General features: G+C 73.6%; 10 protein-coding genes. 4 read left to right on the top strand and 6 right to left on the bottom strand.

Annotation, left to right across the window (positions count from 1 at the left end; translation table 11 throughout):
• Window positions 1-7: 7 nt before the first annotated feature.
• Entirely contained in the window at window positions 8-913 is a 906-nt protein-coding gene (locus GA0070611_RS12110) for a proline iminopeptidase-family hydrolase (RefSeq protein ID WP_231921501.1), read from the top strand.
• A 6-nt stretch (window positions 914-919) separates the two neighbouring features.
• On the opposite strand, the gene rph is transcribed toward GA0070611_RS12110, so the two are convergent.
• A complete protein-coding gene (rph, locus tag GA0070611_RS12105) occupies window positions 920-3547 on the bottom strand; it encodes a rifamycin-inactivating phosphotransferase (protein ID WP_091662731.1) in 2628 nt (875 codons plus the stop codon).
• Window positions 3548-3716: 169 nt separating this feature from the next.
• Window positions 3717-3965, bottom strand: coding sequence for a phosphopantetheine-binding protein (locus GA0070611_RS12100; protein WP_091662728.1), 249 nt, complete (start codon window positions 3963-3965; stop codon window positions 3717-3719).
• A gap of 160 nt (window positions 3966-4125) precedes the next feature.
• On the opposite strand from GA0070611_RS12100, the gene GA0070611_RS12095 reads away from it, so the two are divergent.
• Window positions 4126-5721, top strand: a complete 1596-nt coding sequence (locus GA0070611_RS12095; RefSeq protein ID WP_091662724.1) for an AMP-binding protein — start codon at window positions 4126-4128, stop codon at window positions 5719-5721.
• 442 nt (window positions 5722-6163) lie between these two features.
• On the opposite strand, the gene GA0070611_RS12090 is transcribed toward GA0070611_RS12095, so the two are convergent.
• Genes GA0070611_RS12090 through GA0070611_RS12075 form a run of 4 tightly spaced genes read right to left on the bottom strand, consistent with a single transcriptional unit; the run spans window position 6164 to window position 11314 of the window.
• Window positions 6164-7708 carry an AMP-binding protein gene (locus GA0070611_RS12090; protein ID WP_091662720.1) on the bottom strand — a complete coding sequence of 515 codons (1545 nt, stop codon included), beginning with the start codon at window positions 7706-7708 and terminating at the stop codon, window positions 6164-6166.
• Between the two features lie 28 nt (window positions 7709-7736).
• Window positions 7737-8669: an ACP S-malonyltransferase gene (locus GA0070611_RS12085; RefSeq protein ID WP_091662716.1), complete on the bottom strand. Its 933-nt coding sequence runs from the start codon at window positions 8667-8669 to the stop codon at window positions 7737-7739.
• A 13-nt stretch (window positions 8670-8682) separates the two neighbouring features.
• Entirely contained in the window at window positions 8683-9939 is a 1257-nt protein-coding gene (locus GA0070611_RS12080) for a pyridoxal phosphate-dependent aminotransferase (RefSeq protein WP_091662712.1), read from the bottom strand.
• Between the two features lie 28 nt (window positions 9940-9967).
• Window positions 9968-11314 carry a KamA family radical SAM protein gene (locus GA0070611_RS12075; RefSeq protein WP_091662708.1) on the bottom strand — a complete coding sequence of 449 codons (1347 nt, stop codon included), beginning with the start codon at window positions 11312-11314 and terminating at the stop codon, window positions 9968-9970.
• A gap of 351 nt (window positions 11315-11665) precedes the next feature.
• Here GA0070611_RS12075 and GA0070611_RS12070 point away from each other — a divergent pair, with 351 nt between their 5' ends.
• Window positions 11666-12853, top strand: a complete 1188-nt coding sequence (locus GA0070611_RS12070; protein WP_091662705.1) for a cytochrome P450 — start codon at window positions 11666-11668, stop codon at window positions 12851-12853.
• Entirely contained in the window at window positions 12850-13086 is a 237-nt protein-coding gene (locus tag GA0070611_RS12065) for a ferredoxin (protein ID WP_091662703.1), read from the top strand. Before GA0070611_RS12070 ends, GA0070611_RS12065 begins: the two co-directional genes overlap by 4 nt.
• Window positions 13087-13100 lie beyond the last annotated feature (14 nt).

The raw sequence follows: 13100 nt of genomic DNA, 5'->3' as shown, positions 1-13100 counted from the left end.
AGCTGGAGTGGACGAGATGACACCTGCACCGACCGCCAAGGGCACCGTCGAGTTCGGTGAGCACCGCACCTGGTACCGGGTCACCGGCCGGCTCGACGAGGGCACGCCACCGCTGGTGGTGCTGCACGGCGGGCCCGGCAGCACCCACGACTACCTGCTCGGACTGGCCGGGCTGAGCCGTACCGGCCGGCCGGTGGTGCACTACGACCAGCTCGGCAACGGCGGCTCCACCCACCTGCCCGGCCGGGGCGCGGACTTCTGGACCGTCGAGCTGTTCCTCGCCGAGCTGGACAACCTCCTCGACCGGCTCGGCGTCGCCGGGGACTACGTCCTGTTCGGCCAGTCCTGGGGCGGCGTGCTGGCCGCCGCGCACGCCGCCGGCCGCCCCGCCGGGCTGCGCGGCCTGGTGGTCGCCAACGCGCCGGCCTCGTACCCGCTGTGGCTGCCGGAGCTGGACCGGCTGCGCGCCGCCCTGCCGCCCGGCGTCGACGCCACCCTGCGCCGGCACGAGGCGGCCGGCACCACCGACAGCCCCGCCTACACCGCCGCCATGATGGTCTTCTACCAGCGGCACGTGTGCCGGCGCAGGCCACTGCCGCCGGAGCTGATGGCGACCTTCATGGAGATCAACGGCGACCCGACGGTCTACCACTCGATGAACGGCCCCAGCGAGTTCTGCGTCACCGGCACGCTGCGCGACTACTCCCTGCTCGACCGGCTGCCGCTGATCGACGTGCCGACGCTGGTGCTCAGCGGCGAGCACGACGAGGTGACCCCGGCCGCCGTACGGCCGTTCCACGACCTGATCCCGGGCGCCCGCTGGGAGATCGTCGAAGGGGCCAGCCACCTGCCGCACCTGGAGACCCCGGACCGCTTCGACGCGCTGCTCACCGAGTTCCTCGACAAGCTCTGAGCCCGGTCAGGACAGCAGCTCGACGTACCCGTCGGTGCCGTGCACCCGGATCCGCTGCCCGTCGCGGATCGACCGGGTCGCGTGCGGCACCCCGACCACGGCCGGCAGGCCGTACTCGCGGGCGATCACCGCGCCGTGCGTCATCAGGCCACCCACCTCCGTGACCAGGCCGGCGACCGTCACGAACAGCGGCGACCAGCTCGGGTCGGTGTGCGCGGTGACCAGGATGTCGCCCGGTTCCAGGCCGGCCCCGGCCAGGTCGGTGACGACCCGGGCCCGACCCTCGACCGTCCCGCCGGAGACCGCCAGGCCGACCAGCGCGCCGGCCGGCACGTCGTCACGCCGGTACGCCCCGTCGACCGCCTCGCCGTCGGAGGTGAGCACCCGCGGCGGGGTCAGCGCCTGGTACGACCGGAACTCGTCGCGGCGTCGCCGGATCAGCCCGTGGTCGACCCGCCGGCTGCGCACCACCTCGTGCAGCTCGGGGAAGGTGAGGTAGAAGACGTCCTCCTCCTCGACCAGCACCCCGGCCCGTACCAGCCGCCCGGCCTCGGCCAGCAGGGCCTGCTTGTAGACGAGACAGCGGCTGATGATGGCGTACTTCGGGTACTCCCGGTAGCCGATGAAGGTGCGGACCCGGTCGATCATCCGCTTCGTCTCGGCGGCCCTGCTCTCGCCGTCCGGCAGGGCCCGCAGCCGCGCCAGGACCTCCCGTTCCTTCCGCTCGGCCGCCCGCCGGCCCCGCGTGACGCGCCGCTCGCGCTCACCCGGCCCGAAATGGCGCACGTTGTCGAGCAGCAGCGGCAGCAGCGTGCCCGGCCGCTCGCTCCAGCGCGGCCGGGTGATGTCGATCTCGCCGACGCAGCGCATGCCGTACCGGTCGAGGTAGGCCCGGATCGCGTCGCGCGCCGCCGCCCCGCCGGGCAGCCCGGCCAGGTCGTCCAGGAAGTCCCGGTCGCCGACCTGTTCGAGGAAGGCCACCACCTGCGGGTACGGGCGGATCACGTCGGCGACGTCCAGCAGCGCCAGCCCCATCTCCGAGGTGATGTTGTGCGGCGCGGAGAGGGTGAGCGTGTCGGCGGCGTTCTTCTCACCCAGCCACGCCAGCAGCCGCTCCTTGAGCCACCAGGTGGCCTCCATCCCGGCCATGATCACCTGGATGCTCAGCGGGTCGCCCAGCAGCCGCTTGTGCTCCTCGAACGCGGCCAGCAGGAAGTCGAAGAGCGCCGGCCCGGTACGCGTCGCGATGTCGCGCCGCAGGACGGCCAGCGCCGCCTCGCTGCGCCCGATCAGCTCGGTGACGACGCCCGGATCGGTCTCGACCGGCGTGGCCCGGGCTGCTCCGGCGTCCGGTCGGGCTGCTCCCGGGTCCGGTCGGGCTGCTCCCGGGGTGGTCTCCGCCGGGGCGAGGAAGCCGCCGGCGACGACGGTCTCCAGCGCGTCGCGGACCAGCGGGTCGCCCTTGCCGACGAGCTCCAGCAGGGCGGCGCGGCGGGCGGGCACGGCCAGGGTCCGGGCCACGTCGACGAAGAGCCGGCCGCCGGCGTGCCGCATCGGCGCCATCGCGGTCAGCTGCCAGACGGACAGCCCCAGCGGCCGCATGGCGTCGGTCATCATCTGCTGGTGCCCGACGGAGACGTAGACGTGCTTCTCCCCGTCGTCGGTCTCCGGCACCGGGAACAGCGTGGTGACCGGCCGGCTCTGCACGATCCGGAACTCGTCGTCGACCAGGCACCACTCGATGTCCTGCGGCGAGCCGAAGTGCGCCTCGATCCGCCGGCCCAGCCGGGCCAGCCGCAGCACCTGCTCGTCGGTCAGGGCCGGCTGGTCCCGCCGCGGCGGGTCGACCGGCACGGTGGTGGACCCGCCGGCCGGCGCGGCGCGCACCGCGAGTGGCTTGCCGGCGATGCTCCGCTCGACGATCCGGTCGTCGCGCACCCGGTAGGCGTCGGCGTTCACCAGCCCGGCGACCAGCCCCTCGCCGAGCCCGAAACCGGCCTCCACGCAGCTGACCCGCCGGTGTCCGGTGACCGGGTCGGCGGTGAACAGCACGCCGGCCGCGTCCGGGAACACCATCCGCTGCACCACCACGGCCATTCGCACCGCGCGGTGGTCGATGCCGTGGCGCTGCCGGTAGGTCACCGCGCGGTCGGTGAACAGCGACGCCCAGCACCGGCTGACGTGCCGGAGCACCTCGGCCGGCCCCACGACGTTCAGGTAGGTGTCCTGCTGGCCGGCGAAGGAGGCCGTCGGCAGGTCCTCCGCCGTGGCGCTGGAGCGGACCGCGCAGCCGACCCGCTCGCCCAGCCCGGCCAGCGCCCCGGTGATCGCCGCCGACACCTCGTCGGGTAGGACGGCCCCTTCGACGTCGCGGCGGATCTCCGCGCTGAGCGCGCGGATCCCGTCCCGGTCCTCCGGGCCCAGGCGGGACAGCCGGTCGAGCCGGTCGTCGAGCGCCGGCACCCCGGCCGCGACGCGGCGGAAGGCCGCCGTGGTCACGCAGAACCCGACCGGTACGCGGACCCCGTCGATCCGGGACAGCGCGCCCAGGTGCGCGCCCTTGCCGCCGGCGAGCGGAACCTGCGTCTCGTCGAGTTCGTGAAGACCCACCACGTACCGCACGTCGTGCCCCATTTCCTCGTCCGCCCCCGGTCCGGCCGATGATTCTGCGGCACCGCCCCGGCCTTGCCGCAAGCCCCGGGGTGCGATATACGTTTAAGTGGGACGAGAAACCGGCAGCACGAAAAAAGCCCGTGACCGAAAAGGTCACGGGCATTCTTCTTCCGGGGGTCTCCCGGCACGCTCACACGGGCGCGCCGAGCATGTCGCTCATGACGCTCCACAGCGTCTGCGGGGTGGCGAACGTCTCCATCGACATCGCCTCGTCCAGGAAGCGGACGTTGTACTCGCTCTCCAGCGTCGCCAGCAGCTCCACCATGGCCAGGGAGTCCAGGCCCGAGTCGCGCAGGCTGGTGCCGCCGAGCAGCGGCTCGTCCGGGCCGAGGAACGGCAGGTGCTGGCGCAGGATGGTCTCGAACCGTTGATCCCACATGTCGGTGAATTCCTTCCGGTGCCGGGTACGGAAACGCTAACAACGGCCGCCGGGCGCTGACGACCCGACAATTTCTCGCGCTTCCCGCGGCGCGGGTTAGGGGTCGTTAGGGGTGCCGATGCGGGTGGGTCCCACTCAGGGCCGCCGATACGCTCCGGCCATGAGTCGAGAGGTTTTCGCGCGTACGCACGCCTCCGTGGAGACGCTGCACGAGTTCCTGCTGGCGGGCGCGCGGTTGACGCCCGACAGGCCGGCCGTGATCCAGGTCGTCGGTGGCGAGGTCGGCGCCATCTCGTACCGGCAGCTCGCCCAGCGGGTGGACGGTTGGGCCGCCGCCCTCGACACGCTGGGCCTGGACATCGGCGACCGGGTGCTGCTGGAGTCGGACACCTCCCCGGACGCCATCGCCGCCTTGCTGGCCTGCTCCACGCTCGGCCTGATCTTCGTACCGGTCAGCCCGGAGACGCCGGCGCAGCGACTCGCCCTGATCGCCGAGAGCACCGAGGCGGCGCTGCACCTGCAACCCGAGGACGGGCGGCGCGAGGGCGTGCCCGCGACGCTCGGCACCGCGCGGTTCGGCCCGGACGGCATCCGGGTCGAACGGGCGCCCGCGCCCAGGACCCGGCACCGGCGGGAACTGACCCCCGCCGACCCGGCGTACATGATCTTCACGTCGGGCACCACCGGCCGGCCCAAGGGCGTGGTGATGAGCCACCGGGGCGTGCTAGCCTTCTACCGGGGCATGCTGCGGCACGGCATCGTGTCGGCCGAGGACCGGGTCGCCACCACCTCACCGCTGCAGTTCGACTTCTCGCTGCTGGACATCGGCCTGGCGCTGGGCAGCGGCGCGGCCGTGGTGCCGGTGCCCCGGTCGCTGCTGCGCTGGCCCCGGCGCTTCGTGCAGTTCCTCGCCGACTCCGGCGCCACCCAGGTCAACGGCGTGCCGTCGATCTGGCGGGGCGTGCTGCGCCACGAGTTCGCCGGCCTGGCCGCGCTCGGCGGGCAGCTGCGCGGGGTGCTCTACTCCGGGGAGAACTTCCCGCTGCCGGAGCTGCGGGAGCTGCAACGCGCCCTGCCGTACGCCCGGGTGGTGAACTGCTTCGGCAGCAGCGAGTCCATCGCGGCCTCCTTCACCGACGTCCCGAACCCGCTCCCGGCGGACCTCGACCGCATCTCCATCGGCCACGCCCACCCCGGCGCGGAGATGCTGCTGATCGACGAGGACGGCCGCTGCGTCGACGAGCCCGGCGTGCTCGGCCAGATCCACCTGCGCAGCGCTGCCCTGTTCAACGGCTACTGGAACGACCCGGAGGCCACCGCCGCCGCGCTGGTGCCCGACCCGCTGCTGCCGGCGGCCGGGCAGCTCGTCTTCCGCACCGGTGACCTGGCGTACCGGGGTGCGGGCGGCGAGCTGTACTTCACCGGCCGGGCCGACTCGCTGGTGAAGGTGCGCGGCAACCGGGTCGAGCTGGGCGAGGTGGAACGACGGGTGCGCGAGTTCCCGGGCATCGCCGGGGCGGCCGCGCTGATGCTGCCCCAGGAGGACAAGGATCCGGTCCTCGCCGTGTACGTCACCCTGGCCGACGGCGTCGACGCGGTGGAGGAGATGGAGCTGGGCGCGTTCTGCCTGGAGGCGCTGCCCGACTACATGGTGCCCCAGCAGGTGCGGGTCATCGACGAGTTGCCGGTCAACGGCAACGGCAAGGTCGACCGCCGGGCCCTCGCCGCCCTGGCGGCCCAGCCCACCCAGGGCTGATCCGACTGTGCGTTGACGGCCCCTGGTCGGTCCCGGCGGGGGAGGGGGACCGCCCAGGGGCGCCGCCGTGCCCACGGCCCGATCGCGGCCGGCCGTGGCGAGTGGTGGGCGGGCCGCAGCCCGGTCGTGGGGCGGGTCTCCGACGTCCGAAGCGCCCGCCGGACCGGCACGAAGACCGACCTGTCGTGTCGCTGCAAACTTGATGACGTGAACGCATCACCGCCACCGCCGATGCCGCTGTCGATGCCGTCGTCGCCGCCGACGCTGAATCATCCACGTCATCAAGTTTGCAGGCGCTGACCAGCCGACTCCTGCGCCCGTGATCCCTGCACCCGGAGTCGGCTGTGTCCGTCACCCCCGCATCCGGGGCCGGGCCGGGCCGGATCGCGTACGCCGGAACGGGGCCGGACCGCCGACGGCGGCCCGGCCCCGGCGGCGTCGCTCAGCCGGCGGCGGCCTCGCGGGTCAGCCGGGCCCGGTCGACCTTGCGGTTGGAGTTGAGCGGGAACTCCGGCACGTGCCGGTACGAACGCGGCAGCATGCCCTTCGGCAGCACCTGACGCAGTCCGCGGGACAGCTCCGCCGGCGCGGTCGGCGTCCCGGTGTAGAAGACCACCAGTTCGGTGCCGGCGTCCCCGGCGCGGGCCACCGCGACCGCGTCCTCGACGCCCGGGCAGCCGCGCAGCGCGTGCTCGATCTCGGCCAGCTCGACCCGCCAGCCGTGCACCTGCACCTGCGCGTCCAACCGGCCCAGGTAGATCAGTTCCTTGTTCTCCAGCCGGCGCACCCGGTCGCCGGTGCGGTACCAGCGCCGGCCGTCCCGGTCCAGGAAGCGGCCCCGGTCGTCGGCCGGGTCGAGGTAGCCGGGGGTCAGCTGCGGGCCGGTGATGCACAGCTCGCCCTCCACCTCGGAGGCCGTGCCGTCCTCGGTGAGCAGGACGCCGTCGTGCCCGTCGTGCAGGTGCCCGATCGGCACCAGCCCGTTGACGCAGAGGTCGGGGGAGGTACGCGGCGACCAGCGGTGGCCGGTGATGGTGACGGTCAGCTCGGTCGGGCCGTAGATGTTCTCCAGCGTGGACGCGGGGGCCGCGGCCTGCCAGTCGACCGCGTCGGCGGCGTGCAGCGCCTCCCCGGCGAAGAAGCTCCAGCGCAGGCCGGGCATCGCCGCCGGGGCGAGCCGGCCGGTCCGGCGGGCCAGGGTGATCGCGCTCGGGGTGGAGAACCAGACGGTCAGCTCCCGCTCGGCGACCCAACCGGGCAGGTCCCGGTACGCGGCCGGCGGCACCGGGTGCACGCTGCCACCCGCCCCCCAGGCGCAGAACAGGTCGAACATCGCGCAGTCGAAGTTCAGGTCGAACGACTGCGAGAAGCGGTCCCCGGGCCCGAAGTCGTACCGGTCGTCCAGCACCGAGAAGTAGTGCCGCAGGTTCCCGTGCGTGATCGGCACCCCCTTGGGACGGCCGGTCGACCCGGAGGTGAACAGCACGTACGCCAGGTCGTCCGGGCCGGCAGGACGGGGCGCGTCCAGCGGGGCGGCCCCGGTCAGCGGGATCCGCCGGCCGTCGCCGACACCGTCCGGGTCGGCCAGCGGCGCCAGCACCGGCACCCCGGCGCCCGCCTCGCCCAGCTCCGCCCGCACCGCCAGCCCGGACGCGTCGAGCAGCAGGGTGCAGACCCCGCAGGCGGTGAGCATGCCGGCGGTCCGGGCGGCCGGGAACTCCGGGTGCAGCGGCACTGCGGTCGCGCCGACGTACAGGGTGGCCAGCAGGCCCGCGTACGACTCCAGGGTCTTGCCGGCCAGGATGCCGACCACCCGCGGCGGCCCGTCCGGGCCGGCGGCCAGCGCCCCCGCCCAGCGCAACGCCGTCTCGTGCAGCTCCGCGTAGCTCACCTCGCGGTCGGGCAGGTGCAGGGCGGTCCGCCCGGGGGCGGCGGCGAGCCCCTGGAGGAACCGCCCGTGCAGGGCGTAGTCGGTGTGTCGGGTCATCTCGTGCCTCCGTGCTCGGCGGTCGCGGTCATGCCGCGACGGCCGCGCGGCGCACCGGCCGCAGCGCCCGCCGGGGGTCCACGATGGTGGTCTCGAAGTTGCGGGTGGTGGCGCCGACCCGGCCCCACAGCCGGTCCGGACCGCAGACGTGCACCGTGCGGACGCCGAACCGCTGGAACGTCTCGACCACGCTCGGCCAGCGCACCGGGCGGTGGATGCCGTCCAGCAGCATGGCCCGCACCCCGGCGGCGGTGTCGCGGACCGTGCCGTCCTGGTCGGCGATCACCGGGACGTCCGGGTCGGTGAGGTCCAACGAGCCGAACAGCTCCGCCTCGACCCGTTCGCGCAGCGGCCGGAAGGTGCTGGCGTGCAGCGGCGGGTCCATCACGTACAGGGGGAGCGCGCCGACCGCGCGCAACCGCTGGGCCAGCCAGTCGGTGCGCCCCTCGTGCAGCGACAGCATCCAGAAGTCGGTGTCCACGTAGCAGGAGATCTCGTACCACTCGCCGGCCTCGTCCAGCTCGGCGAGCAGTTCCGCGAGCCGCTCCTCGGGGGTGCGGACGAAGGACATGGTGACCACGCCCCGCTGCTCCCGGGCGAAGTACTCGGTCTCGATCCGGGACAGCTGCGCGGTCAGCCGCACCGCGGCGGCGAAGTCCAGCGCGCCGCTGTGCACCGCCGCGGCCTTGCCGCCGAAGCTGGGCCCGGCGATCAGATCGGGGCGCAGGTCCAGCGCCCGCTCCGCCCACCGGGCCAGGGCCAGGCAGTTGACCAGGAAGGCGACCTGGGCGTACTCGGAGTAGTCGCTGGCGCTGTCCCGGTAGTGGTCGAACAGGTCGTAGTCGAGGGCGTCGCTCGCCGCGCCCAGCAGCTCGCGGGCGTACGGGTTGACGAGCATGAACTTCGCGACGTCGCGGAAGTCGCACGGTCCCATGCCGGGGAAGACGATGGCGCTGGTCATCTCGGTGTCCTTGTCAGCGGGGGAGCTTGGCGAGGGCCTGCTCGAGGCGGGTCAGCGCGTCGGCGACGTGCGGCACGGCGAGCGGGTCGGCGGCCTGCTGCGTCGCGCGCTGCTCGGCCGGGGTGGCGCCGTAGAGCATGCTGGTCGCGGCGCGGAACCGCAGCGCCTCCGGCCGGTCGCCGAAGTGGTGCCCGGAGAGCACCGCGACGCCCAGCTCCTCCAGCAGGTGGCGTTGCAGCGACGCGCCGTCGGTGACGCCCTGCTCCGCGAGGGGCCCGCGCAGCGGGGCGAAGTCCGGGTAGACGTAGAACGCGCCGGTCGGCGGCCGGCAGGTCGCGCCCGCGTCCACCATGATCCGGTGCACCGCCGCGGCGACCGCGCCGTGCAGGGCGGCGTCGGCGGCGAGCCGCTCGCGCACCTCCGGCGGCTCGGCGAAGGCGTACCCGGCGACGGCCTGCATCGGTCCGGCCAGGGTGGACCAGATCTCGCTGGCCACCGAGGCGACGTCGGCGCGCAGCCGCTCACCGGCCGGCCCGGCCGGGAACCGGGCCGCGCCGATCCGCCAGCCGCCCAGCGCCAGGCTCTTGCTCAGCCCGGTGATCACCACGGTCCGGCGCGGGGCCACCTCGGCCGGGCTGAGCAGGTCCGTGCCGGGGGTGTGCAGGATGTCCCGGTAGATCTCGTCCGAGACGATCAGCAGGTCCTCCTCCTCGGCGATCGCGCACAGCTCGCGGACCAGGTCGTCCGGGGCGTACGTGCCGGTCGGGTTGTCCGGCGAGGTGAGGACCAGGATCTTCGGGTCGTGGCCGAGCACCCGGGCGGCGCGGATCGTCTCGCGCAGCGCCGCCGGGTCGGGCACCCCGCCGCACGAGGCGGGGATCGGCACCCCGAGCACGGTCTTGCCGGCCAGCCGGGCCTGCGGGGCGTAGGTGACCCAGCTCGGCAGGGCGACCAGGGTGTCACCGCCGGCGACCAGTTGCAGCGCCATCAGCAGCGGCTTGCTACCGGGCGCCACGATCACCTGTTCCGCGTCGGTGGGCAGCCGGCGCCGGGCGAAGTAGCCGGCCACCGCCGCCCGGGTCGCCGGGTCCCCGACCACCGGTCCGTACGCGTTGCGGTCCGCGCCCTCGGCGAGCCGCTCCTTCAGCGGCCCGAAGACCGGCAGGCGCGACTCCCCGAAACCCAGGTGCACGATGGACTCGCCGGCGGCGATCCGTTCCTGGACCAGCTGGTCGAGCGCGAGGTTGGGGGATATTGTCCGGCCGGCCATCGCCAGCTCCCTTCGGGTCGGTGCCGCCTCAGGCGGTGACGGTGGCCTCGGTGCGGGCGGCGCTCGGTCCCACCGCGGCGAGGATGTCGGCCGGCGCGGCCGGGTCCAGCTCCAGGTCGCTCAGCCAGGCGGCCGCCGGCGACCAGCGGGCCCGGAACGGGCGGCCGACGAGCCGGGGGTCGCGGGCCTGGATCAGCCGCAGCTGGAAGAAGTCGCCGTGCGGGGTGCGCTCGACGCCGTCGACCAGCACCTTGCCGGGGGTGGCCGACATGACCGGCCCGCGCACCGTCCGGGCCAGGCCGGGCAGCTGCTGGTACGCGGTGCGGAAGATGTCCGCGGCCCGGGTCAGCGGCACCTGGAAGTAGTCCCGGGGACCGGTGTCGCGCTCCACGAACAGGTAGTAGGGGACCGCGCCGACGGCCAGCTCGGCCCGCCACATCTCGGTCCAGACGCGCGGGTCGTCGTTGACGTAGCGGATCAGCGGGGCCTGGCAGTAGACCACCGCGCCGGTGGCCCGGATCCGGGCGATGGCCCGGCCGGCGACCTCGGTGGCCAGCTCGCGCGGGTGGCTGAAGTGCGCCATCACCGCCACCGTGCGGCCGGTGGCGACGATCTGCTCGAACAGGCGCAGCAGGTCGTCGGCGTCGCTGTCGGAGACGAACCGGTACGGCCAGTACGCCACCGACTTCGTGCCGATCCGGATGGTGCGTACGGTGTCCACCCGCAGCAGCGGCTCCAGGTGGCTGCGCAGCCGCTCGGTCGACATGATCATCGGGTCGCCGCCGGTGACCAGCACGTCGGTCACCGCCGGGTGCCGGTGCAGGTAGCTGACGAGCTGCTCCGGGCCGGGCGCGGCGAAGCGCAGGTCGGCGTCGCCGACGAACTGGGCCCAGCGGAAGCAGTAGGTGCAGTACGCGTGGCAGGTCTGCCCCTGCTGCGGGAAGTACAGCACCGTCTCCCGGTACTTGTGCTGCATGCCGGGCAGCTCCACGCCGTCCAGCGTGGGCACGTTGTGCTGCTGCTGCCCGGACGGGTGCGGGTTGAGTCCGGCCCGGATCCGGGCCACCTGCGCGCGCAGCTCCTTGCGGTCGCCGGCGCGCAGCAGCTCGCCGAGGCGGCGTTCGTCGTCGGCGGCGAGCATGCCGCGCTGCGGGAACACCAGCCGGAAGATCGGGTCGTCCGGGATCCGGTCCCAGTCGACGAGGTGCGACAGCACGTACTCGTTGACCCGGAACGGCAGCACCTGGGAAATGGTGCGGATCGCCTGCACATTGTCGGCCGACAATCCGTACCGGCTGCCCAGTTCGTCGATGTGGTGCGGCCCGAACGAATGGAACCGTCCCGGGTCGACGGTCGTGGAAACGAGCAGGGACATCAACCATCCTCCATGGGGGTTGCGCCCACCGACGTGGCGTGACTCAATCACCGGTGCGCGCCCGCGAGATTCGCTCGGCGTTCGACAGCGCGTTTGCCTCGACCCGAGGCTAGTGGCGGCGCGTACGAGCGGACCCCTAACCGCACCCCAGTGCCGCCCTTACCGATTCCGGTAGGGGGCGGCTAGGGGCGGCACGGGGGTGTAGGTGGATTTCCTTTCCTGATTACGTATCTGACGCCTGGTCCGGGCGGTGCCCCGGCGCGGCGTCCGGGCCGCTGCGTACCGCACGAAGTGGCCGGAAGACATCGACAGCGCCGTTGCCTGTGCCCGGTGCGACCCGAGGAGTGTCCCGTGACGATCGATCAGGAGATCCGCCGCTACCCGTTCGCCGAGAAACCGGGGATCGACATCGACCCGGCGTACGCCGAGCTGCGCGCCACCGAGCCGCTGGCCCGGGTGAAGCTGCCCTACGGCGAGGTGTCCTGGCTGGCGACCCGGTACGAGGACGTCAAGACCGTGCTCACCGACCCGCGCTTCAGCCGGGCCGCGGCGCAGGGCAAGGACCAGCCGCGTACCCGCGAGGAGATGACCTACGAGGGCATCATCGGCCTCGACCCGCCGGACCACACCCGGCTGCGCAAGCTCGCCGGCAAGGCGCTGACCGCGCGCCGGGTCAACGAGATGCGCGAGGGCGCCCAGCGCATCGCGGGCGAGTACGTCGACGCGATGCTCGCCGCGGGCTCCCCGGGTGACCTGGTCGAGCAGTTCGCCCTGCCATACCCGATCACGGTGATCTGCGAGCTGTTGGGCGTGCCGTTCGAGGACCGGGCCCAGTTCCGGATCTGGACCGAAGGGCTGACCAACACCACCGCCGACCCGATGGTCTTCGCCGAGCAGCTCTTCGGCTACATGGGCAAGCTGGTCGCCCAGCGCCGCGCGGAGCCCACCGACGACCTGCTCGGCGCGCTGGTCAAGGCGCGTGACGAGGGTGACCGGCTGACCGAGCAGGAGCTGCTCTCCATCGCCGGCGTCGGCCTGCTGCTGACCGGCGTGGAGACCGTCTCCACGCACATCCCGAACTTCGTCTACGCGCTGCTCACCCGACCCGAGCTGCTGGCCCAGCTGCGCGCCGACCGCACCCTGGTGCCGGCGGCCGTGGAGGAGCTGCTGCGGATGATCCCGCTCAACCCGGGCGCGATGTTCCCCCGGTACGCGGTGGAGGACGTCGAGCTCAGCGGCGTCACCGTCCGGGCCGGCGAGCCGGTGCTGGTCTCGCTGCCGGGCGCGAACCGGGACCCGGAGATCTTCGACAACCCGGAGAGCTTCGACTTCCGCCGGGAGCAGAACCCGCACGTCGCCTTCGGCCACGGCCCGCACCACTGCCTGGGTGCGCAGCTGGCCCGGATGGAGCTCCAGGTGGCGCTGTACACCGTGCTGGACCGGTTCCCCGAGCTGCGGCTGGCCGACGGGGACGCCGGGGTGGCGTGGAAGTCCGGCCTGCTGGTGCGCGGCCCGAACAAGCTGATGGTGGCCTGGTGACCGCCGTGGCCACCCGCTGGACGGTCGACGTGGACCGCGAGGCCTGCATCGGCACCGGGGTCTGCGCCGGCGCGGCGCCCCGCCAGATCGAGATCCGCGACGGCAAGGCCGCGGCGCTGGCCCCGCAGACCGATCCGGACGACGCGGTCATCGACGCCGCCGACATGTGTCCGATGTCCGCGATCACGGTGCGCGACGCCGCCTCCGGCGTGCTGCTCGCGCCCGAGGAGTGACCGTTCTGAGTTCC

It is taken from the genome of Micromonospora auratinigra (genome assembly GCF_900089595.1).
Classification (GTDB): Bacteria; Actinomycetota; Actinomycetes; order Mycobacteriales; family Micromonosporaceae; genus Micromonospora; species Micromonospora auratinigra.
The sequence above is the reverse complement of the archived record's forward strand: the minus strand, read 5'-3'. Positions and strand labels throughout refer to the sequence as shown.

Coding starts and splice junctions, on each gene's coding strand:
- GA0070611_RS12095 (WP_091662724.1), top strand. CDS start 4,126: ATGAGTCGAGAGGTTTTCGCGCGTACGCACGCCTCCGTGGAGACGCTG.
- GA0070611_RS12080 (WP_091662712.1), bottom strand. CDS start 9,939: ATGGCCGGCCGGACAATATCCCCCAACCTCGCGCTCGACCAGCTGGTC.
- GA0070611_RS12090 (WP_091662720.1), bottom strand. CDS start 7,708: ATGACCCGACACACCGACTACGCCCTGCACGGGCGGTTCCTCCAGGGG.
- GA0070611_RS12085 (WP_091662716.1), bottom strand. CDS start 8,669: ATGACCAGCGCCATCGTCTTCCCCGGCATGGGACCGTGCGACTTCCGC.
- GA0070611_RS12100 (WP_091662728.1), bottom strand. CDS start 3,965: ATGTGGGATCAACGGTTCGAGACCATCCTGCGCCAGCACCTGCCGTTC.
- rph (WP_091662731.1), bottom strand. CDS start 3,547: ATGGGGCACGACGTGCGGTACGTGGTGGGTCTTCACGAACTCGACGAG.
- GA0070611_RS12075 (WP_091662708.1), bottom strand. CDS start 11,314: ATGTCCCTGCTCGTTTCCACGACCGTCGACCCGGGACGGTTCCATTCG.